The following is a 26194-nucleotide window of genomic DNA, read 5'->3' as shown; positions in this document are numbered from 1 at the left end:
GCCTTCCTTGCCGTCTGCCCGGCCGCACCGCCGCTCATGCTTTTCAAGGAGGTTCGATGACCCGTTGGCTTTGCGCCCTGCTTCTTGCCGCCACGACCCTGCTCTCGGGCTGCGGCTACAACGACTTCCAGCGCCTGGACGAGGCCAGCAAGGCCGCCTGGAGCGAGGTGCTCAACCAGTACCAGCGCCGCGCCGACCTGGTGCCCAACATCGTGGCCTCGGTCAAGGGCGAGGCCAATTTCGAGCAGGAGACGCTCACGCGCGTGGTCGAGGCCCGGGCCAAGGCCACCTCGATCCAGGTCACGCCCGAGACGCTGAACAACCCCGAGGCCTTCAACAAGTTCCAGCAGGCGCAGGGCGAGCTCTCCAGCGCCCTGTCGCGGCTGATGGTGGTGGCCGAGCGCTACCCGCAGCTGCAGGCCAACCAGGGCTTTCGCGACCTGCGCGTGACGCTCGAAGGCACCGAGAACCGCATCACCGTGGCCCGCAACCGCTACATCCAGACGGTGGAGGACTACAACGTGCTGGCACGCAGCTTTCCCACCAACCTGACGGCCAAGGTCTTCAGCTACGCGCCCAAGCCCAACTTCAGCGTGCAGAACGAGGCCGAGATTTCCAAGCCGCCTGTGGTGGACTTCAACAAGAAATAGGCTCACCCCAACCTTCGCGCACTTTGTGTCGCTAAACCAAACACCTTCGAGGGGACAACACCCGAGGCCCGGCCCTTCGACGGGCTCAGGGCAGGCCAAGGCCGGTTCCGCGGTGTTCCCCGCATACCGTGCGTCCCTCCGGGGCGCAGCGGTCTGGCGTGTCCTCGTGGCCGCACTGGCTGCGCTGTGCCTGAACATGGCCTTCATGGCGGCCGTCTGGGCGCAGGGCCTGCTGCCGGTGCCCGCGCTCACGGCGCGCGTGATCGACGAGACGGGCACGCTCGGCGCCGCAGAGGTGCAGTCGCTGGACGCCAAGCTCGCACAGTTCGAGCAGCGCAAGGGCTCGCAGATCGTGGTGCTCATGGTGCCGGCCACGGCACCCGAGGACATCGCGGCGTTTGCCAACCGCGTGGCCAACAGCTGGAAGATCGGCCGCCGCGAGGTAGGCGACGGCGTGCTGGTGATCGTCGCCAAGGACGAGCGCCGCATGCGCATCGAGGTGGCCAAGACACTGGAAGGCGCCGTGCCCGACCTGGCCGCGGCCCGCATCGTCGATCAGCAGATGAAGCCGGCCTTCCGCAGCGGCGACTTCGCCGGCGGCCTGGACGCGGCGGCCGATGCGCTGATCGCCCGCATCGACGGCGAGGCCCTGCCCGTGCCGACGCCCCAGGGCCGACACCAGAAGGACGGCCTGCTCGACGTGGATTGGGAAGACCTGGCCGTCTTCCTGTTCTTCGGCGTGCTGGTCGGTGGCCCGGTGCTGCGCGGCCTGCTCGGCAACAAGCTGGGGCCGTTGGCCACCGGTGGCTTGGCGGGCGTGGCGGTGTTCATCGTCACCACCAGCCTGGTCGTCGCAGCACTGGCCGCGGTCGCGGCATTGCTGTTCACCTTCTTCACCGGCCTGCGGCTGGGCGGCGGCAGCATGCGTCCGGGCGGCTTCGGCCATACCGGCGGCTGGGCTGGCGGCGCGGGCATGGGTGGCTGGAGCGGCGGCGGAAGCGGCGGTGGCTTTGGCGGCGGGGGAGGCTTCAGCTCGGGCGGTGGCGGCGATTTCGGTGGTGGTGGCGCCTCGGGAGACTGGTGATGACGGCGAATCACTCTTCCTCCGCGGCCCGTCCCGGCCTGATGGCCCGCCTGACGCGCCTCTGGCGCCATCGCTGGCACGATGAGCACAGTGTGCGCCGCCTGTTGCCGCCGGAGGCGGTGCAACGCCTGGGCCAGCGCGTGGCCGCCAGCGAGGCGCGCCACACGGGCCAGGTGCGCATCTGTGTCGAGGCCGGCCTGCCCTGGAGCTACATCCGTCGCGGGGCCACGGCCCGTGATCGCGCGGTCACGCTGTTCGGCAAGCTGCGGGTGTGGGACACCGCGCAGAACAACGGCGTGCTCATCTACCTGCTGGTGGCCGACCACGCCATCGAGATCCTGGCCGACCGCGGCATCGACGCCCATGTGGACGCCGCCGAATGGGCGGCCATGGCGCAGCGCATGAAGGGCGCCTTCCGCGAGGGTCGCTTCGAGGACGGGCTGACGCAGGCGCTGGAAGAGGTGTCGGCGCTGCTGGTGGCGCACTATCCCGCCGAGGGCGGGGCCGAGGCGCCGCGGCGCATGAACGAGTTGCCGGACCTGCCGGTGCTGCTCTGAGGTCGGCCGTTCGAGAGCCTTGGCAGCGTCCGGGTAGCACCCGCGGTCCTTTCGGGGTCGGCGGGGTCGGCGGGGTCGGCGGGGTCGGCGGGGTCGGCGGGGTCGGCGGGCGGGACGCTAACCCGGCAGAGGACGCCGGCATGCGCGCTCCCGGTGCACGCTCGCGCTGACCGGCTTGCCTCACCAGATCCGTGCTCGCTCTCCACCGACGCGCTTTGGGCACTGCACGGCGCCGCGAATGGCACCTCCGCACGCACACCGGCGCCCTCCGCCTCGACGCTGCGCCCGAACCCTCCCGTTTTTCGGGCCTCGGGGTTTTTTGGGTTCTGGTCCCTTGAGTCCTGTGGCCATTGGATCTTTGGATCTTTGGATCTTTGGATCTTTGAGCCTTTGGGTCCTGGGGTCCTGGAGGTAATGCCGGCCAGCCAACCCAACCCGTTCGGGCTGAGCCTGTCGAAGCCTCGTCCCTATGGGCAGCACGCAGGCGGGTCAGTTAGCGCCGGGCATTTGCGCCGCGCACCGTTCTGCCCTTCGCCCAGCTCAGGGCGAACCGAGTCGGGACCCGGGCGGTCGAACCCGGCCGTTCGCGCGCAGCGTCCAGGCGGAGGGTGCCGGTGTGCGTGCGGAGGTGCCATTCGCGGCGCCGTGCAGTGCCCAAAGCGCGTCGGTGGAGAGCGGGCACCCCTCTCGTGCAACAAGCCGGCCAGCGCGAGCGTGCACCGGGAGCGCGCATGCCGGCGCCCTCTGCCGGGTTAGCACCCCGATCGCAGGTGCACCCGCACAACCCACACGCGCACACGCCCACACGCCACAAGACTCACACATCTGATGCGACCCACGCAGCGCCGCAGCCAACGCAGCGACTCAGCGACTCAGCGACTCAGCGACTCAGCGACTCAGCGACTCAGGGCCAGAGTTCCACGCCCAGCCCCGCCAGACGCTTGCGCATCGCCCGCACGGCCTTGTCCTTGCTCAGCAGCCGCGCCCGGTGCGCCACGGCCAGGTCGATGAACACCTGGTCGTCCGGGTCGGCACAGGTGAAAGGCGCCTTGGCGGCCGGCGGCTGCAGCTGCGCATGACGGTCGAAGCAGGCCAGCACGTCGTCCACCGACAGGCCGTAGAAGGCCCGCCGCGGCGCGATCTGCGGATAGTCCAGCACGCGGGCCAGCTCGACACGCATCGGGGCCGTCGCCAGCCACCGGTGCTGGCCGGCCTCCAGCGCCGCACGCAGCGGCTTGGCGGCAGCGTCGTCGAAGACGAAGAGGTCGAGCACGATGTTGGTGTCGATGACCACGGCGGTCACTTCGGGCTGCGAAGCGGCATCCACCTCGGCACCGCCCGCAGCCGACGAGGCAGACGCGCCAACGTCCGCCGCCATGCGGCTCACCGCCCGCACCCCTTACACGACGTCATACCGATGGCGCCGTGCGCGCCGAACCCGCCACCATGTCGAAGCGCAGCAGCCGGCATTCGATGGGCCCGTTCCACATCGGCACGCGGCGCGACTCCTTCAGGCGCATGCGCTGCGGCAGCTTCATGTCGGGCGTGAGCACCCAGGCCGTCCAGCCCGCGAAGTTGCGCTTCCAGTGCGTGGCCAGTTGCGGGAAGAAGTCGTCGCCGCCGTCGGCGCCCGATTCGGTCTGCGCCACCTCGCGCCCGCCCGGGCCGCGCCGCCCCGCGTTGGAGCCGGCCACGCCGCCGACGGCAATGCGCTCGCCGTACGGCGGGTTGAGCAGGATCACGCCGCCGCCCTCGACCGGAGGCATGCGCTGCAGCGCGTCACCGCCGCGCAGTTGCAGCCGGTCGGCCACGCCGGCACGCTCGGCATTGCGCTGCGCGAAGTCGACCATGCGGTGCGACACGTCGCTGCCGAAGACGCGCACCGCGCTCACCGCGCGGGCATCGGCAGCAGCCAGCGCCTCCTCGCGCATCGCGCGCCACAGCTCGGCGCGGTGCAGCAGCAGCGCCTCGAAGCCGAAGCGCCGTGAGGCACCCGCCGGCACGCCGGCCGCCAGCAACGCCGCCTCGATGGGAATGGTGCCGCTGCCGCAGCAGGGGTCGTACAGCGGCTGGTCGGACAGGGCACCGGTCTCCGGGTCCCACCAGCCGCTGGCGGCCAGCATGGCGGCGGCCAGGGTCTCCTTGAGCGGGGCGTCGCCCTTGTCCACGCGCCAGCCGCGCTTGAACAGCGGCTCGCCGCTGGTGTCGATGTAGAGCGTCACATCCTCGGCCGTCAGGTGGGCGAAGACGCGCACGTCGGGAAAGCGCGTCTCCACGCTCGGCCGCACGCCGCCCGCGCGGGCACGGAAGCGGTCGGCGATGGCGTCCTTGATCTTGAGCGTGGCGAAGTTCAGGCTCTGGAGCGGGCTGCCCTGCGCGGTGAGCTCGACCTTGAAGGTCTGCCGCGGCTGGAACCACATCTCCCAGGCGATGCCCGAGGCGGCGTCGTACAGGTCGGCCTCGTTGCGATAGGGCCGGTGCGCCAGTTGCACCAGCACCCGCTGCGCCAGCCGGCTCTTGAGGTTGAGCGCCTGCACGTCGCGCCAGGCGCCCATCACCCGCACACCGCCGCGCAGCACCCGCAGGTCGTCGCCGCTGCGGCCGGTGATGGCATGCGCCTCGGCGGCCAGGAGGTCTTCCACGCCGGCGGCGCAGGGCAGAAAGAGCGGCATCGCGTTCATCGATGATATTATAGGCAACATCATGAAGCCGTCGGTGGTGCTCGATACGAATGTGCTGGTGGCCGGGCTCTCCAGCCGCCGCGGCGCCTCCAACCGGCTGCTCGAACACCTGCTGGATGGCGCCTTCGTGCTGCTGGCCACCCCGGCGCTGTGGCTGGAGTATGAAGCGGTGCTCAAGCGCGAAAGCATCACGCGTCTTCATGGCTTTGCGGCCGATGAGGTCGACACGCTGCTGGACACCTTCGCGCTGTTTGCGAAGGCCGTGCGTCTGCACTACCTGTGGCGGCCCCAGCTGAACGACGCCGGCGACGAACTGGTACTGGAGCTGGCCGTCAACGGCCAGGCCGACTGGCTGGTCACTTTCAACCAGGCCGACTTCGCCCGTGCCGCCCCGCGCTTCGGCCTGCGCTTGGCCACGCCGTCTGCCTTCCTGTCGACGCTGGAGAACACCCGATGAGCAATTTCGCCCTTCGCCTGCCCGATTCCCTCCACGAGCATGCCCGCACGCTGGCAGCGCGCGACAACACCTCGCTGAACCAGTTCATCACCATGGCGCTGGCCGAGAAGGTGTCGGCGCTGGATGCCGAAGCCTTCCTACAGGAGCGGGCCGCCCGCGCCGATGTGGACCGCGCCCGCACCCTGCTGCGCCGCGCGCCCAACGTGGCGCCGGCCGAGGGCGACGAACCCGCCATCCTGAAGTAAGGAAGGGCGGCGCCCGCCTTCAGAGCGCCTTGCGCAGGTTGGCCGGCGCGATGCGCAGCGCCTCGCGGTATTTGGCCACCGTGCGGCGCGCGCATTCGATGCCCTGCTCCTTGAGCATGTCCGAGATCTGGCTGTCCGACAGCGGCTTCTTGACGTTTTCCGAGCCGACGAACTGCTTGATCAGCGCCCGCACCGCGGTACTGGAGGCGTTGCCGCCGGTCTCGGTGCCCAAAGCCGAGCCGAAGAAGTACTTCAGCTCCACCGTGCCGTAGGGCGTGGACATGTACTTGGCGGTCGTCACCCGGCTGATGGTGGACTCGTGCAGGCCCAGTTCGTCGGCGATCTCGCGCAGCACCAGCGGGCGCATGGCCAGCTCACCGTGGATGAAGAAGTTCTTCTGCCGCTCCACGATGGCGTTGGACACGCGCAGGATGGTGTCGAAGCGCTGCTGGATGTTCTTGATGAACCAGCGCGCCTCCTGCAGCCGCTGGGAGAGGGCCTGGCTGCCCTCGCCCTTGTGCGACTTGAGCGCGCCGGCATAGATGTCGTGCACACGCAGCCGCGGCATCACGTCGGGGTTGAGCTGCACGCGGAACTTGATGTTGCTGCCGCGGCCGCTGCGCGTGACGATGACGTCGGGCACGATCACATGCCGCTCGACGTCGACGAAACGCCGGCCGGGCTTGGGCTCCAGCCGGGCGATCAGCTGGGAGGCCTGGCGCACCAGGTCCTCGTTGCTGCGCGTGAGCACCGACAGGCGCTTGAAGTCGCGCTTGGCCAGCAGCTCCATGGGCTGCTTGCAGATGGCCAGGGCGACCTTGCGGACCTGGTCTTCCGCCTCGCTGTCGTCCTCGTCGGCGCCGGCGCGAAGCTGGATCGCCAGGCACTCGCCGAGATCGCGTGCGCCCACACCCAGCGGGTCGAGGCTCTGCAGCAGGCCCAACGCCACCTGGAAGTGATGGACCAGCTCGTCGAACTCGTCGTTGTCGTCGCCAGCCAGGGCCGAGGCCAGGGCGGGAAGGGAATCCTCCAGGTAGCCGTCGTCGTTGAGCGATTCGATCAGGAAGCGCAGCGCGGCCGAATCCTCGGGCGCGAGACGAAGCGACAGCGCCTGGCGGTGCAGGTGCGCCTGCAGCGACTCCTGGCTGCGCGCCAGCTCGGTGGCGTCGGCACGCTCGCCGTCGTCCTGGCTGCTGCTGTTGTTGCGCGCCGGGGCGTCGCCGCCCCATTCGCTGTCGTCGGGCGAGAACTCCACGGTGCCGTCGCCGTCCCAGTCGGGCTCGGCGTCGACACTCTCGGTGGCGGGCGCATCGGCCTCGGCCACGGCGGTGTCGCTGCTGCTGCTGCTCGACGTGCTGCTGGTGCTGGCCGCGGCGGCATAGTCGGTGCCGTCCTCGCGCTCGTCACGCGGCACGGGCGAGTCGGCGGCATCCAGACCGAATTCCTCCCGCGGCGCCTCTTCGACCAGCCTCTCCAGGAAGGGGTTGTCGTCGAGCATCTGCTCGACTTCCTGGCTCAGCTCCAGCGTCGAGAGCTGGAGCAGCCGGATCGACTGCTGCAGCTGCGGCGTGAGCGCCAGATGCTGCGAGACGCGCAGCGACAGGCCCTGCTTCATGGCCGGCCTCCCGCGAGGCGCGCAACCACGGACAGCACAGGAAGGAAGCCGGAGGAACGGAACGCGGAAACGGGCACCCTGGCTACATCCGGAAGTGTTCGCCCAGGTACACGCGGCGCACCTCGGCGTTGTCGACGATCTCGGAGGGCGTGCCCTGTGCCAGCACCTGGCCGTCGCTGATGATGAAGGCGTGGTCGCAGATGCCCAGCGTCTCGCGCACGTTGTGGTCGGTGATCAGCACGCCGATGCCGCGCTCCTTGAGGAAGCTGATGATCCGCTGGATCTCGATCACGGCGATGGGGTCGATGCCGGCAAAGGGCTCGTCCAGCAGGATGAAGCGCGGCTGCGTGGCCAGCGCGCGGGCGATCTCCACCCGGCGCCGCTCGCCGCCCGACAGCGCCAGCGCCGGCGAATCGCGCAGGTGGTCGACCCGCAGTTCCGCCAGCAGCTCGGACAGGCGCTGCTCGATCCGATCGCGCGGCAGTGGCGCCATGCGGCCGCGGGCATCGGGCTCTTCCTGCAGTTCGAGCACGGCGCGCACGTTCTCCTGCACCGTCAGCTTGCGGAAGATCGAGGCCTCCTGCGGCAGGTACGACAGGCCCATGCGCGCGCGGCGATGGATGGGCATGTGCTCCACGGCCTCGCCGTCAATGCTGATCTGGCCCGCGTCGGCGCGCACCAGGCCCACGATCATGTAGAAGGAGGTGGTCTTGCCCGCGCCGTTGGGGCCCAGCAGGCCGACGACCTCGCCCTTCTGCACGTCGAGCGAGACGTTCTTGACGACCTTGCGGCTGCCATAGCTCTTCTGCAGGCCCCGCGCCTGCAGCCGGCTGCCGCCTGCCGGCAGCGCGACGCTCATCGGCTGCCTCCGGGCTGGCTCGACAGCGAGCCGCTCTGGCGCAGCGGCGCCCCGGTGCGCGGACCGGGTGCCGGCACCTGGGTGGGTTCGGTGTTGCGCGGAGAGAGAATGGCCCGCACGCGGCCGCCCGGCTGCTGGGTGCCGCCCGGCGGGGGCGGCGCGCCGTTGACGGCGAAGGTGTCGTTGGTCTGGTTGTAGGTGATCAGCGGGCCGGAGGTTTCGTCGGTCACCGTGGTGCCGGTGAGTCGGCGCATCACGGCGCGGCGGACGAACTTGACGGTGTCGGCGCGGCCGTCGTATTCGATGACCTCGCCCTCGCCCTCCATCCATTCGTCATTGCCGCCGTCGCGGCGCTGCTTGAAGTAGGCGCGCTGACCCGGATCGGCGGTGACCACGCCGTACTGGTAGCCCTCCGGGTCCTGCCGCACCTCGACGCGGGTACCGCGGATCAGCAGCGTGCCCTTGGTCACCACCACCCGGCCGGTGAAGACGCTGGTCTGCTTCAGGTCGTCGTAGCGAAGCGAGTCGGCCTCGATGTTCATCGGCTGGTTGCGGTCGGCCTTCTCGGCCTGGGCCGCAGCGGCCAGGCCCAGCGCGGCCACGAGGACCATGGCACGGCCGAGCCGGCGCCAGGGAAGGGAGGTCGTGGAGTGCGAGGGATGGGTCATAAAGGCACGGAACTTGCTGAAGATTGTAGGGCCGGCTCGGCGTCATACCGCCCCTGGCGGCGAATGCCCCGCGCTTGCGTTCCAGGAGCGCGAGCGGTCGGCAAGGCGGGCACTGGGCGTGAACATCCACAATGAAAAAGCCCGCCGAAGCGGGCCTGGATGTGCAGTACGGACGCCGTCGGCGCTGCCCGGATTCAGCCCTTGCGGGAGTCGGCCGCCAGGGCCTCGACGATCTGGAGCGCCCGGTCGAGCGAGCTGGCCAGGTCGCCATCCACATAGTAGCGGCCGGCTACACCGAAGGCCGGGACACCCGCCACCTGGTAGGCCTCGGTCAGCTGGCTGGCGCGCTTGGCCTTGCCGGCCACGCCGAAGGACTTGAAGGTTTCCTCGAACTTCTTCGCGTCCAGGCCGGGCTGCTTGCCGGCCCATTCGATCACGGCCGCGTCGCCGAAGATGCGCTGGCGGTCGACGTGGATCGCCTGGAAGATCTTCATCTGGAATTCGTCGACCTTGCCCATGGCCTCGAGCGTGTAATAGAGCTTCTGCTTGGTCTCCACGTCGTTGCCCACGAAGGGCACCGGCACGCGGCGGAAGGCGACATAGGGCTGCAGCTTCTTGATCCACGGCTCGAGCTTGGGCTCGAAGGCGGCGCAGTGCGGGCAGTTGTACGAGAAGAACTCGACCACCTCGACCTTGCCGGCCGGCGCGTCGACGGGGGCAGGCTTGCCCAGCGTCACATAGTCCTTGCCCGACTTGAAGGCGGAAGCAGGGGTCTGGGCATGGGCCGCCAGGGGGGCCAGCGTCACGGCCGCGGCGGCCAGCGAAAAGTCACGACGTTTCAAGCGATTTCTCCAACAGGGATGCAGACACAGAGCATGGGAGCGGCGGCGAGTTCCGGGCCGCGCAGGCCCCGGCCTGCGCGGCAACCCGGCCCTCAGCGCTGGACGCGCACCAGCGCGGCGTCGAAGCCGGCGCCGTCCAGGCGGTCCTTGAGGCGGTCGGCGTCGTCCTTCTTGCTGTAGGGGCCGGCCCGGACGCGGAACACCGGTCGCCCAGCCTGCTCGCGCTCGGTCACGCGCACCTCCACCCCCATCAGGGACAGCTTGGCGCGCTGGGATTCGGCATCTTCGCTGGTGCGGAAGGCGCCAGCCTGCACGAAGTACACGAAGGGATCGGAGGCCGCATCGCCGCCGCTGGCAGGCAGGCCGGCGCGGGCGCGGGCCAGATCGCCCAGCGGATCGGCCGATGCCGGCGGTTTGGCGGCGGTCGCGGGCGTACGCGGCGTGGCCGGCGTGACCGCCGTCGGGGGCGCGGTAGCGGTGGGCGGCGTGCCCGGCTGGGCAGCGATGGCGGGCACCGGCGGCGCGCTCGTCACGGGCGGTGCGATGCCGCCGGCGGGCGCACCGGAGGTGGCCGGCGGCTTGGGCTGCTGCTTGCCGTACAGGGGCGAGTTCGGGTCCCAGTCGCGGTTCTTGCGGGCCTCGGCCTCGTCCTGCTCGGACGCACGGGGCTGGGTCTTGGTCATGAACGGGATCGGCACCTTGGTGACGTACACCGCCACGCCGAGGGCCACGCCCAGTCCGAGCACCAGCCCGACGATGAGGCCGATGGCGAAATTGCCCTGTTGTCTGGATCTCATGGATTGCCTTGCTGCTGCAGCGCCACCTGCGCGCCGGGGTGGGATTGTGCGGGCTCTCACATCTTGCGCGGCGCGCTGACGCCCAGCACCGACAGGCCGTTGGCGAGCACCTGCGCACAGGCGGCCACCAGGGCCAGGCGGGCGCGCTTGGTGGGCACGTCGTCCACCAGGATGCGCTCGGCGTCGTAGTAGCTGTGGTACGCCGCGGCGAGCTCGCGCAGGTAGAAGGTGACGTCGTGCGGCGCGAAGTCGCGCGCGGCGGCGGTCAGCATCTCGGGGTACCTGGCCAGCAGCAGCATCAGCGGCTGGGCGGCGTCGGTGGCCAGGGGCGCCAGGTCGGTGCCCTTGAGCGCGGCGGCGTCCACGCCTTCCTTGTCCAGCACCGAGCAGATGCGCGCATGGGCGTACTGCACGTAGAAGACCGGGTTGTCGTTGTTCTGCGCCACCGCCAGGTCGACGTCGAAGGTGTATTCGGTGTCGGGCTTGCGGCTGAGCAGGAAGAAGCGCACGGCGTCGGTGCTGGTCCACTCGATCAGGTCGCGCAGCGTGACGTAGCTGCCGGCGCGCTTGCTGATCTTCACTTCTTGCCCGCCGCGCACCACGCGCACCATGGTGTGCAGCACGTAATCGGGGTAGCCCTGGGGAATGCCCACATTGGCCGCCTGCAGGCCGGCACGCACCCGGGCGATGGTGCCGTGGTGGTCGGTGCCCTGGATGTTGACCACCTTGTGGAAGCCGCGCTCCCACTTGGCGATGTGATACGCGACGTCGGGCACGAAGTAGGTGTACGTGCCGTCCTGCTTGCGCATGACACGGTCCTTGTCGTCGCCGTAGTCGGTGGAGCGCAGCCACAGGGCGCCGTCCTGCTCGTAGGTCTTGCCGGCCTCGATCAGCTTGTTCACCGTCGCCTCGACCCGGCCGCTGGTGTAGAGGCTGGACTCCAGGTAGTACTGGTCGAAGCGCAGCTTGAAGGCTTGCAGGTCCTTGTCCTGCTCGTTGCGCAGGTAGGCGACGGCGAACTGGCGGACGTTCTCGGTGTCGTCGACGTCGCCGTTGGCCGTGAACTCGCGGTCGTCGGCGCGGACCGTCTTCTTCGCCAGGAAGTCGTCGGCGATGTCCTGGATGTAGTCGCCGTTGTAGAAGGCCTTGCTGGTGGGGTTCTCGGGGTCGGTGGGCCAGCAGTCGTCGCCCGGCTTGAAGCCCTTGGCGCGCAGCTGCGTGCTCTTGGTCAGCGTCTCGATCTGCACGCCCGCGTCGTTGTAATAGAACTCGCGGTGGACGGCCAGGCCCTGCGTGGACAGCAGGTTGCAGATGGCGTCGCCCAGCGCGGCCTGGCGGCCGTGGCCCACGTGCAGCGGGCCGGTCGGGTTGGCCGAGACGAACTCGACCAGCACCTTCTCGTCGGGGCGCACCGGCTGGCTGCCGAAGCCGGCGCCGGCGTCCAGCACCTCGTGCACCACCTGTTGCTTGGCGGCCGGCTTGAGGCGGATGTTGAGGAAGCCGGGGCCGGCGATCTCGATGGCATCGACCCAGCGCGCGTACGCGGGCGTGTCGAGCAAGGCGGTGCGCAACTCTTCGCCGAGCTGGCGGGGGTTCTTCTTGAGGGGTTTGGCCAGTTGCATGGCCGCGGTGCAGGCCAGGTCGCCATGCGCGGCGACCTTGGGGGATTCGAAGGCCGCCCGGCTGCCGGCGCCCGGCTCGAATCGATCGAGCACCTGGGCCAGCGCCGCCAGAAGGTCCTGTTTGACGGTAAGCATCATCCAATTTTAGGGGGGTGGTCCGCCCCGCCCCGGGCTGCCTGGGCTTACGATTCGGTTGCAAATTCTCACAAATACATGCGCAACGATTCCAGCGAAGCCCTTTTCGTGGGCCGTCAGCCCATCCTGGGCCGAGACCAGCAGCTGCGGGCCTACGAGTTGCTGTTCCGCAATGGGCAGGCGCCGTGCGCCGAGGTGCTGGACGGCGCGCAGGCCACGGCCACCGTCATCGTGAACGCCTTCGCCGAACTGGGCATGTCGCACGCCCTGGACGGTCGTGAGGCCTACATCAACGTGGATGCGGAGTTGCTGTTCAGCGACGTGCTCGAACTGCTGCCCCGCCAGACCGTGGTGCTGGAAGTGCTGGAATCGGTGCCCGCCACCGCCGCGGTCGTGCAGCGCTGCCTGCATCTTCATGAGGCGGGCTTTTCGCTGGCCCTGGACGACGTGGTGGCGTTCGACGCGCGGACGGCCCGGCTGCTGCCAATGGTGCGCGTGGTCAAGATCGACCTGCTGCCGCTGTCCGATGCGCAGCTCGCGGCGCTGGTGCGTCAGATCCGGGCGGCGGCGCCCAACGTGCTGCTGCTGGCCGAAAAGGTCGAGACGCGCTCCCAGTTCGACGCCTGCCTGCGACTGGGCTTCTCCCTGTTCCAGGGCTATCACTTCGCGCGGCCGACCCTCATCGCCGGCCGACGGCTTGGGCACTCCCAGCAAGCCTTGATGCGGCTGATGGGCCAGCTGGGTGCCGACGCCGACAGCAGCGTGCTGGAGGCGACGCTCAAGCCCGAACCCGGCCTGACGATGAACCTGCTGCGCATGGCCAATGCCGCCGGCTCCGGCGCCACGCGCACGGTCACCTCGCTGCGGGACGTGATCCAGGTGCTGGGGCGCCGGCATCTGCAGCGCTGGGTGCAGTTGCTGCTCTTCGCCACCGACGCGCGCGCCGGCCGCGCAAGCCCGCTGCTGCTGATGGCGGCCGCCCGCGGACGGCTCATGGAGGCAGCGGCCCAGCACCTGCGCCCGAACGACCCCCACCTGGCAGACGGCGCGTTCATGGTGGGCATGATGTCCTTGATGCCCGCACTGGTCGGCATGCCGCTGGCCGACATCCTCGGACCGTTGCGGCTGGCCCCTGCCATCGACGAGGCGCTGCGCGACGGTGCCGGACTGCTGGGCGAGCTGCTCCGCCTGGCCGAGGCCAGCGAAAACGGCGATTTCGACAGCATGGCGCAAGCGCTTCGGACGCATTCCCGGCTCTCGCCCGCCCAGTTCAACCGCGCCCAGGCCGAGGCCCTTCAGTGGGCGCATGCCATCGGCAGGGAAGCGCCCGCCGCCGACGCGGCGTGAAGCGGCCGCGCGTCTCGCCGCAGCGGCAGCCTTCATTGCAAACTTTGGTTTCATCGTTGCCAGTCATCGCAAACTTTGTGAACCGCGTTGCATGAATGCCTGGCGCCGCCGGGCCGGTGCCCGAGGGGCGCCGCTAGAGCCGGAAGGACAACACCCCATGAACAAGCTCGCTTCCCTGATCGCGCTGGGCGCCGCCCTGTCGTTCAACGCCTTTGCCCAGACCGCCGCGCCGGCCACCGCCGACAAGGCGCCGACGGCGCAACAGAGCAAGATGAAGACCTGCAATGCCGACGCCGGCGACAAGAAGGGCGACGAGCGCAAGGCCTTCATGAAGCAGTGCCTGTCGGCCAAGCCGGTGAAGGCCGCCACCCAGCAGGACAAGATGAAGACCTGCAACGCCGACCCCAAGGCCAAGACCCTCAAGGGCGACGAGCGCAAGACCTTCATGAAGGAATGCCTCAGCGCCAAGGCCGCCTGAGCCGCGCGCCAGTGCCCATACGACGAAGCCCGGCGCAGGCCGGGCTTTTTCATTGGCGCCGCCGTTGCCGCGCGGACGCCGGAAACGCGGAAGCTGCGCCGACGCCTACTTGCCGAAGCCCCGCGCCAGGAACACCGCGGCCAGAGGGATCAACGCCACGATGTGCGCCTGCACCATCACCAGCCGGCGCGTGCGGCGCACATCCTCGGCCGCCGGCAGGCCGCCGCCCTGGCGGTGGACCCGCAGCCAGCGGCGGAAGGTCAGGGTCGGGAAGATCGAGATCAACCCCACGATCACGAACATCGTGACCTTGAGGTGCAGCAGCGGATTGGTCCAGTACCAGGCGCTGCCCTTGACGCCCAGGAAGGTGCGCACCAGACCCGTGGCCAGCACCGCGATGGCGGCGATGCCGTAGATCAGGTCGACCCGGGCCAGCCGCTCCACGGCCTTGGCATTGAGCCATTCGATGCGGCACAGCGCCGCCTCGCTGGAGAGGAAGACCACCATCGTCAGGATGGCGAGCAGGTGCAGGTAGGCCAGGATGGCTTCGAGGGTCACGGCAGGCTCCGGCGGCGGCAGGGGTTCAGCCGGCCAGGTTGGCGCGCATGGTGTCGATCACCGTGCGGTAGTCGGGCGCGTTGAAGATGGCGCTGCCGGCCACGAAGGTGTCGGCCCCGGCGGCGGCCACGCGGGCGATGTTGTCGGCCTTGATGCCGCCGTCCACCTCCAGCCGGATGTCGCGGCCGCTGGCGTCGATGCGCTTGCGCACCAGCTCGATCTTGCGCAGGGCCGAGTCGATGAAGCTCTGACCGCCGAAGCCGGGGTTGACGCTCATGATCAGCACCAGGTCGATCTCGTCCAGCGTCCATTCCAGCACCTCCAGCGAGGCCGCCGGATTGAACACCAGCCCCGGCTTGCAGCCGGCCGCGCGGATGGCCTGGATGCTGCGGTGCACATGCGGCGAGGCGTCGGGGTGGAAGCTGATGTAGTCGGCCCCCGCCTTGGCGAAGGCGGCGGCCAGGGCGTCGATCGGCTGGATCATCAGGTGCACGTCGATGGGCACCGGCTGCCCGTCGGCGGTCTTGGCATGGGGCTTGAGCGCCTCGCACACCATCGGGCCGAAGGTAAGGTTGGGCACGTAGTGGTTGTCCATCACGTCGAAATGGATCCAGTCGGCGCCGGCGGCGATCACGTCGCTCACTTCGGCGCCCAGCCGGGCGAAGTCGGCCGAGAGGATGGACGGGGCGATGCGGTGGGTCGTGGGGCGGCTCGTCGTCATGGGCGCGGATTCTCGCCGCAGGCCTGCGCCCGGCCCGCCCGCCGCGCCGGAAGACCCGCGTTGTTAACATTCCGCGCCATGCCCCAGCACCCGATGCGCGTCGAGGTCGAGCCTCGCTACCTGCCCGAGCAGTCCTCGCCGGAGACGGGCCTCTACGCCTTCGCCTACACGATCACCGTCACCAACGTGGCCCTGTTCCCGATCCAGCTGATCGCCCGCCACTGGGTGATCGAGGACATCTCCGGCCATGTGCAGGAGGTGCGCGGCCTGGGCGTGGTGGGGCGCCAGCCGCTGCTGGCGCCGGGCCAGTCCTTCCGCTACACCAGTGGCTGCCAGCTCCAAGCGGCCAGCGGTACGATGCGCGGCAGCTATTTCGTGGTGAGCGAGGACGCCGAACGTTTCGACGTGCCCATCGCCGCCTTCGTGCTCGACGCCGGGACCGGTTCCGATACCGGTCCGCGCATCCTGCACTGAGGCTTTGCCCGGCGCTGCGGCGCCGATGCCCCCGGGGACCCGACCGCGCGCTGGCGCCGCGGGCCCAGTCAGAAGGATCGGACCCCAGGCCCCGCCTCGCGCTGCCAATGTCGTCCGGCCCTTCGCAGACCATTGCCAGCCCGATGAACCTTCTTCCTTCCGACCTGCTGGGCTTCCTGTCCGGCTGGATGCGACCGACAGCCGGCCTGCCCACCGTGTGGTGGGCGCTGCTGATCGCCGCGGCCGCCGCCGCCGGCCACCTGGTGCAGCGCTACATGGGCCTGCCCAAGGTGGTGGGCTATTCGCTGGTGGGCACCGTGGTGGGCCTGGCGGGCTTCGAGGGCGCCATCTGGCCACTTCAGGGCACGGCGCTCTATCTGATGGAACTGGGCGTAGCCATCGTGCTGTTCGAGGCCGGCGGGCGCCTGCCGCTGGGCTGGTTCCGCCGCAATCCGATGGTGCTGGCGCAGAGCCTCGCCGAGTCCGGCCTCACCTTCGCCGCCGTCTGGTGGACGTTGCGCGTCTTCGACGTGCCACCCTCGGTGATCGGCCCGCTGGCGCTGATCGCGGTGGCCGCCTCGCCGGCGGTGCTGTCGCGGGTGGTGATCGACATCCGCGCCTCCGGGCCAGTGACCGAGCGGGCGCTGGCGCTGTCCACCCTCAACACGCTCTATGCCCTGACGCTGGCCTATGTCTTCGCGGGTCGGCTGGAGAACACGCCCCAGGGCTTCATGGAGAACTTCCATCCCATCCTGACGGTGCTCGGCCTGTCCTTCGTGGTCGGTGCGGTGATGGCGCTGGCGCTTCGCTCGGCCCTGCGGGTGATGAGCCCGACGAGCGAGAACACCTCGATCCTGCTGCTGGCGATCATCGGTGCCGGCGCGGCCGTGGCCAGCGCCTGGGGTGGTGCGGCGCCGCTGGCAGCGCTGATCGGCGGCGTGCTTCTCAAGGGCCTGAACCCGCGGCCCTGGGTCTGGCCCCGCCAGCTGGGCACCGCGGCGTCGCTGGTGACCATGCTGATGTTCGTGCTGGTGTCCATCGTCGCGGCGCAGGCCGAATGGAACCTCACCGTCGCCACGATGGTGCTCGCGCTGATCGGCGCGCGGGCCGTGGCCAAGATCGCCGGCGTGGCACTGGCCAATCCGGGCAGCGGCACCAGCTGGCGCCAGGCGTTGTGGATCGGCTGCGCGATGGCGCCGCTGTCGTCCATCGCGCTGCTGATCGCGTCGGGCTTCGTCACCGCCTCGCCGCTGCTGGGCCACCTGATCACGCAGGTGGCCCTGCCGGCCATCCTGCTGATGGAGGTGCTGGGCGCGGTGCTGGCGTCCATCGCCATCTATGGCGCCAAGGAAAGCTCGCGGCCCTGGGCGCCCGAGGCCTTCACGGGACCGGAGGACAGCCAATGATGAGCCCGCTCGACAACTCGCCCTCGCCCTTCTCGCCGCCGACCGCCGAGCCCACGCGCGCCCAGCGCGAGGCCGACGCTCGCATGGTGCCGCTGGAGCCCTTCCGCAGCTCCAAGGCGCTGTCGCTGGGCGTCGAGCTGGAGCTGCAGCTGGTCAACACCCACGACTACGACCTCGCGCCCTATGCCGAGGACATGCTGCGCGGCATGGCCCAGTTCGACCTGCGCGGCAGCGTGGTGCCGGAGATGACCTCGAGCATGATCGAGATCTCCACCGACGTCTGCCATTCGGCCGAAGAGGTGCTGCAGCAGCTCGGGCCGCTGCGCGACGCGCTGGTCAAGGTGGCCGGCAAGCTCAACATCGCCGTCCTGGGCGGCGGCACGCATGCCTTCCAGCAGTGGCACGAACAGCGCATCTACGACAAGCCGCGCTTCCGGCAGCTCTCGGAGCTGTACGGCTACCTGTCGAAGCAGTTCACCATCTTCGGCCAGCATGTGCACGTGGGCTGCCCCGATGCCGACTCGGCGCTGCTGATGCTGCACCGCATGAGCCGCTACATCCCGCACTTCATCGCGCTGTCGGCCTCCAGCCCCTACGTGCAGGGGCAGGACACGCAGTTCGACTCGGCGCGGCTCAACTCCGTCTTCGCCTTCCCGCTGTCGGGCCGCGCGCCCTTCACGCTGTCGTGGAAGGAATTCGAGGGCTACTTCGCCCGCATGACCCGCACCGGCGTGGTCAAGAGCATGAAGGACTTCTACTGGGACATCCGGCCCAAGCCCGAGTACGGCACCATCGAGATCCGCGTCTTCGACACGCCGCTCACGGTGGAACGCGCGGCCGCGCTGGCCGGCTATGTGCAGACGCTGGCCGCGTACTTCCTGCAGGAGCAGCCCTTCGTGCCCAGCGAGGACGACTACCTGGTCTACACCTACAACCGCTTCCAGGCCTGTCGCTTCGGCCTGGACGCGGTGTACGTGGACCCGTCCAACGGCGAGCACATGTCGCTGCGCGAGCACATCCTGCGCACCATGACCATGCTGGAGCCGCATGCCGCCGTGCTCGACGCCACACGCGCCTTCGGCCGCCTGCGCAGCTCGGTCGAAGCCAGCGAGAACGACGCCCGCTGGCTGCGCGAGCGCCAGGGCCGCGAGCGGCTGCTGGCCGAGGTGGTGCGCCAGGCGGCGGAGCGCTTCCGCACGCCGGTGGGCTGATCAGGCCGGTCCCCGCCCGATCAGGCTGCCCAGTTCTGCACCTTGAGCGCCGGCACGCGCAGGAATTCGCGCTCGTTGTTGGTCACCAGCGTCAGGCCTTCGGCCTTGGCATGGGCCGCGATCCACAGATCGTTGCCACCGATGGGCTGACCCTTGGCCTCCAGCGCGGCGCGGATGCTGCCGTAGTGGCGGCCGGCCTGCTCGTGCATCGGCAGCACCGGAATCAGCGAAGCGAACTCGTCCAGGGCTGCCAACGCCTGCGAACTCCGCTGGCTCTTGTGGGCGCCGAAGAGCAGTTCGCCCCAGGTGATGAGCGACACCACCGCTTCCCCGGCCTTGAGCCGCGAGAAGCGCGCCAGCACTTCGGGCGGACGCTGGCGCTGGATGTAGATGCAGATGTTGGTGTCGAGCATGAAGCGCGCGGCCATCACAGGCCCTCGCGCGGCTGCGGCGGCGGATCGTCGCGGCCTTCGGCAAAGAAGTCCTCGGGCAGACTCGCCAGGGCCTCGAACGCCCGCGCCAAGCCGTGGGCGGACTCGCGCAGCACGATCTCGTCCCCGCGGCGGAAGATCTCGACCTCCGTCGTGTCGAAACGGAATTCCTTGGGCAGACGCACGGCCTGGCTGTTGCCCGACATGAAGACTCTGGCTGTTGGCATGAGACGCTCCCTGGCTCGAATGTATATATTTTTAAGTATATACATTGACCTGGTGCAGAGCGGCCCCCGGCCTGCCGATATGCTCCCTCTATGGGTGAATTCGATCTGATCCGCCAGTTCTTCCAGCGCCCCGCCGTGCCCGGCGGCGCGGTGGCGCTGGGCGTGGGCGACGACTGCGCGCTGCTGGACCTGGCGCCGGGCATGCAGCTGGCCTTGTCCTGCGACATGCTGGTCGAGGGCCGGCATTTCCTGTCCACCGTCGACGCGGCCTTGCTGGGCCACAAGGCGCTGGCCGTGAACCTCAGCGACCTGGCGGCGTGCGGGGCGCGCCCGCTGGCCTTCACGCTGGCACTGTCGCTGCCCTCGGTGGACGAGGCCTGGCTGGCCGGCCTGGCACAGGGCCTGTTCGCGCTGGCCGATGCGCACGGCTGTCAGCTGATGGGCGGCGACACCACGCGCGGGCCGCTCAACCTGTGCATCACGGTCTTCGGCGAGGTGCCGCGCGGCGGCGCCCTCTTGCGCAGCGGCGCGCGGGCGGGCGACGAACTCTGGGTGAGCGGCACGCTGGGCGATGCGCGGCTGGCGCTGGAGGTGTTCCGCGGCCGGCTGTCGGTGCCCGAGGCGGTGTTCGCCGCCGCGCGCGCCCGCATGGAGCAGCCCACGCCGCGCGTCGCGCTCGGCCTGGCGCTGCGCGGCATCGCCACCAGCGCCATCGACATCAGCGACGGTCTGGCCGGCGACCTGGGTCATGTGCTGCGCGCGAGCGGCATGGGCGCCACGCTCGACGCCGATGCAGTGGCCGGCACGCTGGCCGCCCGCGGCGCCGTGGCGCTGGATGCGGCCATGCAACGCAGCCTGACGCTGGCCGGCGGCGACGACTACGAGCTGGCGTTCACGGCCCCGGCGGACCGTGCCGCCGACGTCGAGGCCGCGGCGCGTTCGGCGGGCGTTCCCGTGACGCGCATCGGCCGCATCGAGGCCGAGCCCGGCCTGCGCGTGGTGGATGCGCAAGGCCGGCCGGTGGACCAGCGCTTCGCGTCCTTCGACCACTTCGGCTGACGCTCAACCCCACTGCGCCCGCAGCATCTCGATGAAGCTGCCGCTCGCCGCCGACAGCGAGCGCCCGCGGCGCGTCACCACCAAGATATCGCGCGACACCCGCGGCGCCGACAGCGGGATCACGGCCAGGTCCACATCGCCCCGCGCCCGCGCGAAGGCCGAGGGCATCACCGACGGCCCGAGGCCGCTGGCCGTCATCCACAGCGCGGTCGACAGGAAGCTCACCTCGCCCGCCACCTCCAGCGCCACGCCGGCCCGCGCGGCGGTCACGTCCACCGTCTGCCGCACGCCATAGCCGCCGCGCGACGTGATGACCGGATGGCCCGCCAAGTCGGTCCAGCGGATGCTGCGGCGGCCGGCCAGCGGATGGTCGCGCCGGCAGACGAAGGCCAGGTGGTCGCGCAGCAGCGGCGTCGTGTCGATGTCCGCGCCGGGCCGCTCGGGTGTGCCCAGGCCGAAGTCCACATGCTCGCCCAGCACGCGCGCCACGAACTGGTCGGGCGCGCAGTCGTCCACCACCACCCGCACGCCGGGGTGCGATTCGCCGAAGCGGCGCACCACCTCCGGCAGCAGAAAGCCGGCCAGCGTGGGCGTGATGGCCACCGCCACGCGGCCGCGCTCCAGCGTGGCCAGGTCGCGGAAACCGCCGGCCAGGGCATCGACGTCGCGCAGGATTCGCTCGGCCGTGGGCAGCATGTCGGTGGCGGCCGCGGTGGGCTGCAGCGAGCGCGTGGTGCGGTCGAAGAGGCGCGTGTCGAGGCCGTCCTCCAGCTGCCGCAGCAGCATGCTCACGGCCGACTGGGTGACGAACAGCCGCTGCGCCGCCGTGCCCAGGCGGCGCGACTGGTAGACGGCGACGAAGGCGCGCAGCTGGCGGATGGAGGGCGTGAACGAGCGATTCATCAGGAGACCTGAAATTTTCATTCGAATTTCTCGATTTACGAATGAATGTTGACGCGCTTCAATGCGGCCTCGACAAAAACAGGAGACAGATCGATGACGACAGAACATGCCGCCGGCCTGACGCGGCGCGCGGGCCTGGCCTCGCTGGCGGCGCTGCTGGCCGCGCCACTGGCCGCCCGCGCCCAGGGCCACTGGCCCGACAAGCCCATCCGCCTCGTCGTGACCTTCCCGCCCGGCGGCAGCAGCGACGCGGTGGTGCGCCTGCTGACGCCCCGCCTCAACGAGAAGCTGGGCCAGCAGGTGGTGGTGGACAACCGGCCCGGCGCCGGCGGCAATGTCGGCCTGACGCTGGTGGCCAAGGGGCCGGCCGACGGCTACACACTGGGCGTGGGCGCGGCGGGCGCGCTGTCGGCCAACTCCAGCCTGTACGCGCAGATGCCCTTCGACCCGCTCAAGGACCTCAAGCCCGTGGGCATGCTGGCCGCCATTCCCTTCGTGCTGGTGGGCCACCCGTCGGTGCCGGCGCGCAATCTGCGCGACTTGATCGCGCTGGCCCGCAGCAAGCCGGGTGGCCTCTCCGTAGGCCATGGCGGCAATGGCACCGCGATGCACCTGGCCACGGCCCTGTTCGAGCAGATGGCCGAGGCCAAGGTGGTGGGCGTGCCCTACCGCGGCTCCGGCCCGGCGGCCATCGATGCCATCGCCGGCCAGGTGCCGCTGGCCATGGTCGACCTGCCCGCGGCGCTGCAGCAGATCCGCGCCGGCAAGCTGGTCGCCTTCGGCGTGACCAGCCCGCAGCGCCTGCCCTCGCTGCCCGATGTACCCACGCTGGCCGAGGCCGGCCTGCCCGGCTACGACGCCACCGGCTGGTTCGGCGTAGTCGCGCCGGCCGCCACGCCGACGGCCATCGTCACGCAGCTCAACGAGGCCATCAACTTTGCGCTGCGCGATCCGCAGAACCAGGCCGCCATGCGCGCCCAGGGCGTGGAGCCCGCGCCGGACACGCCGCAGGCCTTCGAGCGCTACATCCAGAGCGAGACGCGCAAGTGGGGCCAGGTGATCCGCACGGCGCAAATCAAGCTTGATTGACAGAACCCAGACCATGACTTCTTCCCGATCCTCCTCCCCCTTCGACGCCGACGTGCTCATCGTCGGCGGCGGCCCCGTCGGCCTGACGCTGGCGACCGACCTGGCGCAGCGCGGCCATCGCGTGGCCGTGGCCGAGCTGCGCCGCTATGGCGAGCCGCCCAGCGTCAAGTGCAACCATGTCTCGGCCCGCTCCATGGAGCAGCTGCGGCGCCTGGGCGTGGCCGCGCGCCTGCGCGATGCCGGACTGCCGGCCGACTATCCGAACGATGTGGTGTTCCGCACCCGCGTGACCGGCACCGAACTCACGCGCATCCCCATCCCGGGCCGCAGCACGCGCTACACCGACACCGCCGGCCCGGACGGCTGGTGGCCCACGCCGGAGCCGCCGCACCGCATCAACCAGATCTACCTGGAACCCATCCTGCTCGACCACGCAGCGGCGCAGCCCGGCGTGCAGCTCTTCAACCGCACGCAGGTGGCCGAGTTCGTGCAGGACGAGGACGGCGTGACCGCCACGCTGCTCGACCTGGACAGCGGCGCCACGCGTCAGCTCCGGGCCCGCTACCTGGTGGGCTGCGACGGCGGCAGCTCCGGCGTGCGCAAGGCCATGGGCGCCAAGCTCGAAGGCACGCCGGTGATCCAGCGCGTGCAGTCCACCTTCATCCGTGCGCCCGGGCTCAAGGCACTGATCCCGGGCCAGCCCGCCTGGAGCTGCTACGCCGTCAACCCCGAGCGTTGCGGCACCGTCTTTGCCATCGACGGCCAGCAGGACTGGCTGGTGCACAACCATCTGCATCCGCACGAAGTCGACTTCGATGCGGTGGACCGGGACTGGGCGATCCGCGCCATCCTGGGCGTGGGCCCCGACTTCCAGTACGAAGTCATCAGCCGCGAGGACTGGGTGGGCCGCCGCCTGGTGGCCGACCGGCTGCGCGCCGGCCGCGTCTTCATCGCCGGCGACGCGGCGCACCTGTGGGTGCCCTATGCCGGCTACGGCATGAACGCGGGCATCGCCGATGCGGTGAACCTGGCCTGGGTGCTGTCGGCCCGGCTGCACGGCTGGGGCGGCGAGGCCATCCTCGACGCCTACCAGGCCGAGCGCCAGCCGATCACCGAGCAGGTGTCGCACTTCGCCATGGACCATGCGCAGAAGATGATCCGCGCCCGCGGTGCCGTGCCGCCCAACATCGAGGCCCAGGGCCCCGAGGCCGACGCCGAGCGCGGGCGCGTGGGCCGCGAGGCCTACGACCTGAATGTGCAGCAGTTCTGCTGCGCGGGCCTGAACTTCGGCTACTTCTACGCCGGCTCGCCGCTGATCGTGGACGACGGCGCCCAGCCGCCGGCCTATTCGATGGGCGACTTCACGCCCTCGACGGTGCCCGGCTGCCGCGCGCCGCACTTCTGGCTGGCGGACGGACGCTCGCTCTACGACCTGCTGGGCACGGGCTACACGCTGCTGCGGCTGGACCCGGCGGTGGACGTGGCGCCGCTGCAGGCCGCGGCCGACGCGCTGGGCATGCCGCTGACGGTGGTGGACCCGGTGGCCACCGACCCGCTGCCCGCGGCCTATGCCCATGCGCTGCTGCTGGTGCGCACCGACCAGCACGTGGCCTGGCGCGGCGACCGGCTGCCGGCCGATCCGGCGGCGCTGTTGGCCCAACTGGCCGGGCGCAGCGCGCAGACCGTCGCCGCGGGCTGAAAGGGGCGCCCCGCGGGTCGTCACACGCGGCCTGCGGATCCAGAGCCCCTCGCCCCTCGCGGGAGAAGGAGCCAGTCCGACCAACGCAGGCGACGGGCTGGGCATCCCACAAGGCCGGGTCTACCATCAGCGGCTCATGTCCGCTGCTCCGTCTTCTCCCCCCGAGGCGCCCGCCTTCTCCGCTGCCCCTGCCGGCGCGGTGCCCCTGCCGCCGGTGCGGCCCACCTGGGCCTTCCTGCGCGCGCATCCGGCCCATGCCATCGCCCTCGGCTTCGGTGCCGGCCTCTCGCGCGTGGCGCCGGGCACGGCCGGCACGCTGTGGGGCTGGGCGGTGTTCGTCGTGCTGGCGCATGTGCTGTCGCCCTTCGCGCTCGGCGTGGTAACCCTGGCCGCCTGGCCCGTCGGCTGGTGGGCGTGCACGGTGGCGGCGCGCAACCTGCGCATCCCCGATCCCGGCGCCGTGGTCTGGGACGAGATCGCGGCCATCTGGCTGGTGCTGTGGCTGCTGCTGCCGGCTGGACTGCTGGCGCAGATCGTCGCCTTCCTGCTCTTTCGCCTGTTCGATGCCGCCAAGCCCGGTCCCGTGGGTTGGGCCGACCGACTCATCCCCCACGACCCGGCGGCGCCGCGCTGGGCCCTGTCGGGCCTGGGCATCCTGCTGGACGACCTGGTGGCCGCCTTCTGCACGCTGCTGGTGATCGCGCTGGCGCGCGCGTTCTTCTGGTGAACGTGCCGGTCCCCCCATTCCGCTTCCCAGGCCGACGACCATGATCATCGCCCCCGTCCCGCCCGCCGCCGACGAGGCGCCCGACCTGCCCGCGCTGGTACGCCAACTGGCCGATCTGCTGGCCGGTAGCGGCCGCATGCTGGCCACCGCCGAAAGCTGCACCGGCGGCCTGATCGCTGGCGCCTGCACCGACCTGGCCCGTTCCAGCACCTGGTTCGAGCGCGGCTTCGTCACCTATTCCAACGCGGCCAAGACGCAGATGCTGGGCGTGCCGGCCGACCTCATCGCAGTCCATGGCGCGGTGAGCGAACCCGTCGCGCGGGCCATGGCCGAAGGCGCCATCGCCCACTCGCTTGCGCAGGCGGCCGTCGCGGTCACGGGCGTGGCCGGCCCGGGCGGCGGCTCGGCCGAGAAGCCGGTGGGCACCGTGTGGTTCGGCTGGTCGCTGGACGGGCAGTGCTGGACCGAGCGGCGCCTCTTCACCGGCGACCGGGCCGCCGTGCGCGCGGCGACGGTGCGACATGCGCTGCAGACGCTGGTGACGCGGCTGCGGCCGGCGGCCTGAACGCTCGCAGGCCCGTCCCGCGCTTGCAATCCACGCGCTCCGCGGAGCGAACAGACAGCGGGCCGGCCCGCGCTCCTCAGCCCAGCACGCGCTCGCTGGGCGTGGCGAAGTAGAACCACTCCGTGCCCACCCGCGCGAGCGGGTTGGGGAACACGATGTGGCCGTCCGCCGTGGCCCGCACCTCGCTGCCGTCGTGGCGCCGGCCGATGAGCTCGCCCGCGCGCACGGCATCGAAGGTGGCCCACTCGCGCACGAAGGTGTCGCCCTCGTGCAGCCGGTCGGTCACGTCGCGCAGTCGCAGCAGGCGGGGGCGCGCGGGCGGATGCGCGGCCAGGCCCTCGGGCAGCGGCGCCATGCCCAGCAGCGCCAGCGTGCGGCGGATGGCCTGCCAGGCCACCTCGGGCGCCTGCGGGTCGCGGTGCTGGCCGCACTCCAGCGTCACGCCGTAGCCGCCGCAGTTGCGGATGTACTCGTTGGTGCCGCGGCCGTAGTCGATCTCGTCCTCGGACGGCGCGGTGCCGCCGGCGCGGCGCGCGATGGCGGCGGCATAGATGTCCAGCCAGCCTTCCACGATGGTGGGCGTGCCGATGTGCAGCGCCAGGCGGCCTTCCTCATCGGCGCGGGCGAAGGGCTCCAGCGTGCCCTGGTTGTCGCGCGGGCCGATCATGGCGAAGGCCTCGCCGGGGCTTTCGAAGGAATGCAGGTCCAGCAGCACCTCGTGCCCGGCAATCACCGGCGCCAGCAGGTTGGTCAGCCGGTCCTCGTAGTCGCGCGGCTCGGCCCGCGGGCGGAAGGCGCGGTTGAGGTTGCGCTCGCCCTCGCGCCGCAGCAGCCGCCGCGCCATGGGATTGGCCACCGGCACCAGCGTGAGCCGGCCGCAGGCCAGGCCCAGCGCGCCGCTGTCCAGCTCCGCCTTCAGGCGCTCGATGCCGACGGTGCCGCCCGTCTCGTCCCCATGCACGCCGCCCATCACCAGCAGCCGGGGGCCGGGCTCGATGGCCGTGTAGGTGTGGATGCGAAGCAGATCGTCGATGGGCGGGTTCGGCATGCGTCCGATTATGGGAGGGGCCTGCCGCGCGCCCGGCCT

At 70.6% G+C, this 26194-nt stretch carries 29 protein-coding genes; 15 read left to right on the top strand and 14 right to left on the bottom strand.

Annotation, left to right across the window (positions count from 1 at the left end):
* Positions 1-56 precede the first annotated feature (56 nt).
* From BXA03_RS11290 to BXA03_RS11280, 3 genes are all read left to right on the top strand, one after another.
* A complete protein-coding gene (locus tag BXA03_RS11290) occupies positions 57-650 on the top strand; it encodes a LemA family protein (RefSeq protein WP_076507396.1) in 594 nt (197 codons plus the stop codon).
* Positions 651-846: 196 nt separating this feature from the next.
* Positions 847-1734, top strand: a complete 888-nt coding sequence (locus tag BXA03_RS11285) for a TPM domain-containing protein (RefSeq protein WP_076507710.1) — start codon at positions 847-849, stop codon at positions 1732-1734.
* On the top strand, positions 1734-2291 hold the full coding sequence (locus BXA03_RS11280) for a TPM domain-containing protein (RefSeq protein ID WP_076507394.1): 558 nt from the start codon (positions 1734-1736) through the stop codon (positions 2289-2291). The genes BXA03_RS11285 and BXA03_RS11280 overlap by 1 nt, the downstream gene beginning before the upstream one ends.
* A gap of 904 nt (positions 2292-3195) precedes the next feature.
* Here BXA03_RS11280 and BXA03_RS11275 read toward each other — a convergent pair.
* Positions 3196-3669: a PIN domain-containing protein gene (locus tag BXA03_RS11275; RefSeq protein ID WP_083716039.1), complete on the bottom strand. Its 474-nt coding sequence runs from the start codon at positions 3667-3669 to the stop codon at positions 3196-3198.
* A 31-nt stretch (positions 3670-3700) separates the two neighbouring features.
* Positions 3701-4972 (bottom strand): THUMP domain-containing class I SAM-dependent RNA methyltransferase, encoded by a 1272-nt coding sequence (locus BXA03_RS11270; protein ID WP_076507391.1) that lies wholly within the window; start codon positions 4970-4972, stop codon positions 3701-3703.
* A 22-nt stretch (positions 4973-4994) separates the two neighbouring features.
* On the opposite strand from BXA03_RS11270, the gene BXA03_RS11265 reads away from it, so the two are divergent.
* Both BXA03_RS11265 and BXA03_RS11260 read left to right on the top strand, forming a co-directional pair.
* On the top strand, positions 4995-5429 hold the full coding sequence (locus tag BXA03_RS11265; protein ID WP_076507389.1) for a putative toxin-antitoxin system toxin component, PIN family: 435 nt from the start codon (positions 4995-4997) through the stop codon (positions 5427-5429).
* Entirely contained in the window at positions 5426-5674 is a 249-nt protein-coding gene (locus BXA03_RS11260; RefSeq protein ID WP_076507386.1) for a toxin-antitoxin system HicB family antitoxin, read from the top strand. The genes BXA03_RS11265 and BXA03_RS11260 overlap by 4 nt, the downstream gene beginning before the upstream one ends.
* Positions 5675-5693: 19 nt before the next feature.
* On the opposite strand, the gene BXA03_RS11255 is transcribed toward BXA03_RS11260, so the two are convergent.
* From BXA03_RS11255 to argS, 6 genes are all read right to left on the bottom strand, one after another.
* Positions 5694-7289 carry an RNA polymerase factor sigma-54 gene (locus tag BXA03_RS11255; RefSeq protein WP_076507384.1) on the bottom strand — a complete coding sequence of 532 codons (1596 nt, stop codon included), beginning with the start codon at positions 7287-7289 and terminating at the stop codon, positions 5694-5696.
* Between the two features lie 82 nt (positions 7290-7371).
* A complete protein-coding gene (gene lptB, locus BXA03_RS11250; RefSeq protein ID WP_076507382.1) occupies positions 7372-8148 on the bottom strand; it encodes an LPS export ABC transporter ATP-binding protein in 777 nt (258 codons plus the stop codon).
* A complete protein-coding gene (gene lptA / locus BXA03_RS11245) occupies positions 8145-8816 on the bottom strand; it encodes a lipopolysaccharide transport periplasmic protein LptA (RefSeq protein ID WP_076507380.1) in 672 nt (223 codons plus the stop codon). Before lptA ends, lptB begins: the two co-directional genes overlap by 4 nt.
* A gap of 194 nt (positions 8817-9010) precedes the next feature.
* Positions 9011-9658, bottom strand: a complete 648-nt coding sequence (locus BXA03_RS11240) for a thiol:disulfide interchange protein DsbA/DsbL (RefSeq protein ID WP_076507378.1) — start codon at positions 9656-9658, stop codon at positions 9011-9013.
* A 92-nt stretch (positions 9659-9750) separates the two neighbouring features.
* Positions 9751-10455 (bottom strand): SPOR domain-containing protein, encoded by a 705-nt coding sequence (locus BXA03_RS11235; protein ID WP_076507376.1) that lies wholly within the window; start codon positions 10453-10455, stop codon positions 9751-9753.
* Between the two features lie 56 nt (positions 10456-10511).
* On the bottom strand, positions 10512-12212 hold the full coding sequence (argS, locus tag BXA03_RS11230) for an arginine--tRNA ligase (RefSeq protein WP_076507704.1): 1701 nt from the start codon (positions 12210-12212) through the stop codon (positions 10512-10514).
* A gap of 78 nt (positions 12213-12290) precedes the next feature.
* Here argS and BXA03_RS11225 point away from each other — a divergent pair, with 78 nt between their 5' ends.
* Together BXA03_RS11225 and BXA03_RS11220 are read left to right on the top strand one after the other, a co-directional pair.
* Complete coding sequence (locus BXA03_RS11225; protein WP_076507373.1) at positions 12291-13559, top strand: EAL and HDOD domain-containing protein; 1269 nt, start codon at positions 12291-12293, stop codon at positions 13557-13559.
* A gap of 157 nt (positions 13560-13716) precedes the next feature.
* Complete coding sequence (locus BXA03_RS11220; protein WP_076507370.1) at positions 13717-14037, top strand: PsiF family protein; 321 nt, start codon at positions 13717-13719, stop codon at positions 14035-14037.
* Between the two features lie 105 nt (positions 14038-14142).
* Here BXA03_RS11220 and BXA03_RS11215 read toward each other — a convergent pair whose 3' ends face one another.
* Positions 14143-14595, bottom strand: coding sequence for a DUF2214 family protein (locus tag BXA03_RS11215; protein WP_076507367.1), 453 nt, complete (start codon positions 14593-14595; stop codon positions 14143-14145).
* Positions 14596-14620: 25 nt separating this feature from the next.
* Positions 14621-15316: a ribulose-phosphate 3-epimerase gene (gene rpe / locus BXA03_RS11210; RefSeq protein ID WP_076507365.1), complete on the bottom strand. Its 696-nt coding sequence runs from the start codon at positions 15314-15316 to the stop codon at positions 14621-14623.
* 78 nt (positions 15317-15394) lie between these two features.
* Here rpe and apaG point away from each other — a divergent pair, with 78 nt between their 5' ends.
* From apaG to BXA03_RS11195, 3 genes are all read left to right on the top strand, one after another.
* Entirely contained in the window at positions 15395-15790 is a 396-nt protein-coding gene (apaG, locus tag BXA03_RS11205; protein WP_076507363.1) for a Co2+/Mg2+ efflux protein ApaG, read from the top strand.
* A 143-nt stretch (positions 15791-15933) separates the two neighbouring features.
* Positions 15934-17196, top strand: coding sequence for a cation:proton antiporter (locus BXA03_RS11200; protein ID WP_076507701.1), 1263 nt, complete (start codon positions 15934-15936; stop codon positions 17194-17196).
* A gap of 86 nt (positions 17197-17282) precedes the next feature.
* Entirely contained in the window at positions 17283-18407 is a 1125-nt protein-coding gene (locus BXA03_RS11195; RefSeq protein ID WP_076507698.1) for a YbdK family carboxylate-amine ligase, read from the top strand.
* Positions 18408-18427: 20 nt separating this feature from the next.
* Here BXA03_RS11195 and BXA03_RS11190 read toward each other — a convergent pair whose 3' ends face one another.
* Together BXA03_RS11190 and BXA03_RS11185 are read right to left on the bottom strand one after the other, a co-directional pair.
* A complete protein-coding gene (locus tag BXA03_RS11190; RefSeq protein ID WP_076507695.1) occupies positions 18428-18835 on the bottom strand; it encodes a type II toxin-antitoxin system tRNA(fMet)-specific endonuclease VapC in 408 nt (135 codons plus the stop codon).
* Complete coding sequence (locus BXA03_RS11185; RefSeq protein WP_076507359.1) at positions 18835-19065, bottom strand: antitoxin; 231 nt, start codon at positions 19063-19065, stop codon at positions 18835-18837. Before BXA03_RS11185 ends, BXA03_RS11190 begins: the two co-directional genes overlap by 1 nt.
* A gap of 90 nt (positions 19066-19155) precedes the next feature.
* Between BXA03_RS11185 and thiL the strand changes: the two genes are divergently transcribed.
* Positions 19156-20124: a thiamine-phosphate kinase gene (gene thiL, locus BXA03_RS11180; RefSeq protein ID WP_076507356.1), complete on the top strand. Its 969-nt coding sequence runs from the start codon at positions 19156-19158 to the stop codon at positions 20122-20124.
* Positions 20125-20127: 3 nt separating this feature from the next.
* Here thiL and BXA03_RS11175 read toward each other — a convergent pair whose 3' ends face one another.
* The gene (locus tag BXA03_RS11175; protein ID WP_076507353.1) at positions 20128-21027 is read right to left on the bottom strand and encodes a LysR family transcriptional regulator; all 900 of its coding nucleotides are present in this window, start codon (positions 21025-21027) and stop codon (positions 20128-20130) included.
* A gap of 93 nt (positions 21028-21120) precedes the next feature.
* Between BXA03_RS11175 and BXA03_RS11170 the strand changes: the two genes are divergently transcribed.
* The 4 genes from BXA03_RS11170 (at position 21121) to BXA03_RS11155 (ending at position 25107) form a co-directional block, all read left to right on the top strand.
* Complete coding sequence (locus BXA03_RS11170) at positions 21121-22116, top strand: tripartite tricarboxylate transporter substrate binding protein (RefSeq protein ID WP_076507350.1); 996 nt, start codon at positions 21121-21123, stop codon at positions 22114-22116.
* Between the two features lie 13 nt (positions 22117-22129).
* Positions 22130-23815, top strand: coding sequence for an FAD-dependent oxidoreductase (locus tag BXA03_RS11165; RefSeq protein WP_076507347.1), 1686 nt, complete (start codon positions 22130-22132; stop codon positions 23813-23815).
* A 136-nt stretch (positions 23816-23951) separates the two neighbouring features.
* Complete coding sequence (locus tag BXA03_RS11160) at positions 23952-24542, top strand: phosphatidylglycerophosphatase A family protein (RefSeq protein WP_083716024.1); 591 nt, start codon at positions 23952-23954, stop codon at positions 24540-24542.
* A 40-nt stretch (positions 24543-24582) separates the two neighbouring features.
* Complete coding sequence (locus BXA03_RS11155) at positions 24583-25107, top strand: CinA family protein (protein ID WP_076507343.1); 525 nt, start codon at positions 24583-24585, stop codon at positions 25105-25107.
* Positions 25108-25183: 76 nt separating this feature from the next.
* Here the strand turns inward: BXA03_RS11155 and BXA03_RS11150 are convergent, their stop codons facing one another.
* Positions 25184-26155, bottom strand: coding sequence for a succinylglutamate desuccinylase/aspartoacylase family protein (locus tag BXA03_RS11150; protein ID WP_076507340.1), 972 nt, complete (start codon positions 26153-26155; stop codon positions 25184-25186).
* Positions 26156-26194: the final 39 nt, after the last annotated feature.

It is taken from the genome of Pseudacidovorax sp. RU35E, assembly GCF_900156165.1.
GTDB lineage: Bacteria > Pseudomonadota > Gammaproteobacteria > Burkholderiales > Burkholderiaceae_C > Xenophilus.
Note: the sequence above shows the minus strand (reverse complement) of the source record. Positions and strands in the feature narration are given on the sequence as shown.

Excerpts from the sequence above, each read along its gene's own strand:
- BXA03_RS11235 (WP_076507376.1), bottom strand. The coding sequence starts at position 10,455 with ATGAGATCCAGACAACAGGGCAATTTCGCCATCGGCCTCATCGTCGGG.
- BXA03_RS11265 (WP_076507389.1), top strand. The coding sequence starts at position 4,995 with ATGAAGCCGTCGGTGGTGCTCGATACGAATGTGCTGGTGGCCGGGCTC.
- argS (WP_076507704.1), bottom strand. The coding sequence starts at position 12,212 with ATGCTTACCGTCAAACAGGACCTTCTGGCGGCGCTGGCCCAGGTGCTC.
- rpe (WP_076507365.1), bottom strand. The coding sequence starts at position 15,316 with ATGACGACGAGCCGCCCCACGACCCACCGCATCGCCCCGTCCATCCTC.
- BXA03_RS11270 (WP_076507391.1), bottom strand. The coding sequence starts at position 4,972 with ATGAACGCGATGCCGCTCTTTCTGCCCTGCGCCGCCGGCGTGGAAGAC.
- BXA03_RS11275 (WP_083716039.1), bottom strand. The coding sequence starts at position 3,669 with ATGGCGGCGGACGTTGGCGCGTCTGCCTCGTCGGCTGCGGGCGGTGCC.
- BXA03_RS11155 (WP_076507343.1), top strand. The coding sequence starts at position 24,583 with ATGATCATCGCCCCCGTCCCGCCCGCCGCCGACGAGGCGCCCGACCTG.
- BXA03_RS11255 (WP_076507384.1), bottom strand. The coding sequence starts at position 7,289 with ATGAAGCAGGGCCTGTCGCTGCGCGTCTCGCAGCATCTGGCGCTCACG.
- thiL (WP_076507356.1), top strand. The coding sequence starts at position 19,156 with ATGGGTGAATTCGATCTGATCCGCCAGTTCTTCCAGCGCCCCGCCGTG.
- BXA03_RS11170 (WP_076507350.1), top strand. The coding sequence starts at position 21,121 with ATGACGACAGAACATGCCGCCGGCCTGACGCGGCGCGCGGGCCTGGCC.
- BXA03_RS11280 (WP_076507394.1), top strand. The coding sequence starts at position 1,734 with ATGACGGCGAATCACTCTTCCTCCGCGGCCCGTCCCGGCCTGATGGCC.
- BXA03_RS11225 (WP_076507373.1), top strand. The coding sequence starts at position 12,291 with ATGCGCAACGATTCCAGCGAAGCCCTTTTCGTGGGCCGTCAGCCCATC.
- BXA03_RS11160 (WP_083716024.1), top strand. The coding sequence starts at position 23,952 with ATGTCCGCTGCTCCGTCTTCTCCCCCCGAGGCGCCCGCCTTCTCCGCT.
- lptB (WP_076507382.1), bottom strand. The coding sequence starts at position 8,148 with ATGAGCGTCGCGCTGCCGGCAGGCGGCAGCCGGCTGCAGGCGCGGGGC.
- BXA03_RS11290 (WP_076507396.1), top strand. The coding sequence starts at position 57 with ATGACCCGTTGGCTTTGCGCCCTGCTTCTTGCCGCCACGACCCTGCTC.
- BXA03_RS11175 (WP_076507353.1), bottom strand. The coding sequence starts at position 21,027 with ATGAATCGCTCGTTCACGCCCTCCATCCGCCAGCTGCGCGCCTTCGTC.
- BXA03_RS11150 (WP_076507340.1), bottom strand. The coding sequence starts at position 26,155 with ATGCCGAACCCGCCCATCGACGATCTGCTTCGCATCCACACCTACACG.
- BXA03_RS11200 (WP_076507701.1), top strand. The coding sequence starts at position 15,934 with ATGAACCTTCTTCCTTCCGACCTGCTGGGCTTCCTGTCCGGCTGGATG.
- BXA03_RS11165 (WP_076507347.1), top strand. The coding sequence starts at position 22,130 with ATGACTTCTTCCCGATCCTCCTCCCCCTTCGACGCCGACGTGCTCATC.
- BXA03_RS11260 (WP_076507386.1), top strand. The coding sequence starts at position 5,426 with ATGAGCAATTTCGCCCTTCGCCTGCCCGATTCCCTCCACGAGCATGCC.
- BXA03_RS11185 (WP_076507359.1), bottom strand. The coding sequence starts at position 19,065 with ATGCCAACAGCCAGAGTCTTCATGTCGGGCAACAGCCAGGCCGTGCGT.
- lptA (WP_076507380.1), bottom strand. The coding sequence starts at position 8,816 with ATGACCCATCCCTCGCACTCCACGACCTCCCTTCCCTGGCGCCGGCTC.
- apaG (WP_076507363.1), top strand. The coding sequence starts at position 15,395 with ATGCCCCAGCACCCGATGCGCGTCGAGGTCGAGCCTCGCTACCTGCCC.
- BXA03_RS11190 (WP_076507695.1), bottom strand. The coding sequence starts at position 18,835 with ATGGCCGCGCGCTTCATGCTCGACACCAACATCTGCATCTACATCCAG.
- BXA03_RS11220 (WP_076507370.1), top strand. The coding sequence starts at position 13,717 with ATGAACAAGCTCGCTTCCCTGATCGCGCTGGGCGCCGCCCTGTCGTTC.
- BXA03_RS11285 (WP_076507710.1), top strand. The coding sequence starts at position 847 with ATGGCCTTCATGGCGGCCGTCTGGGCGCAGGGCCTGCTGCCGGTGCCC.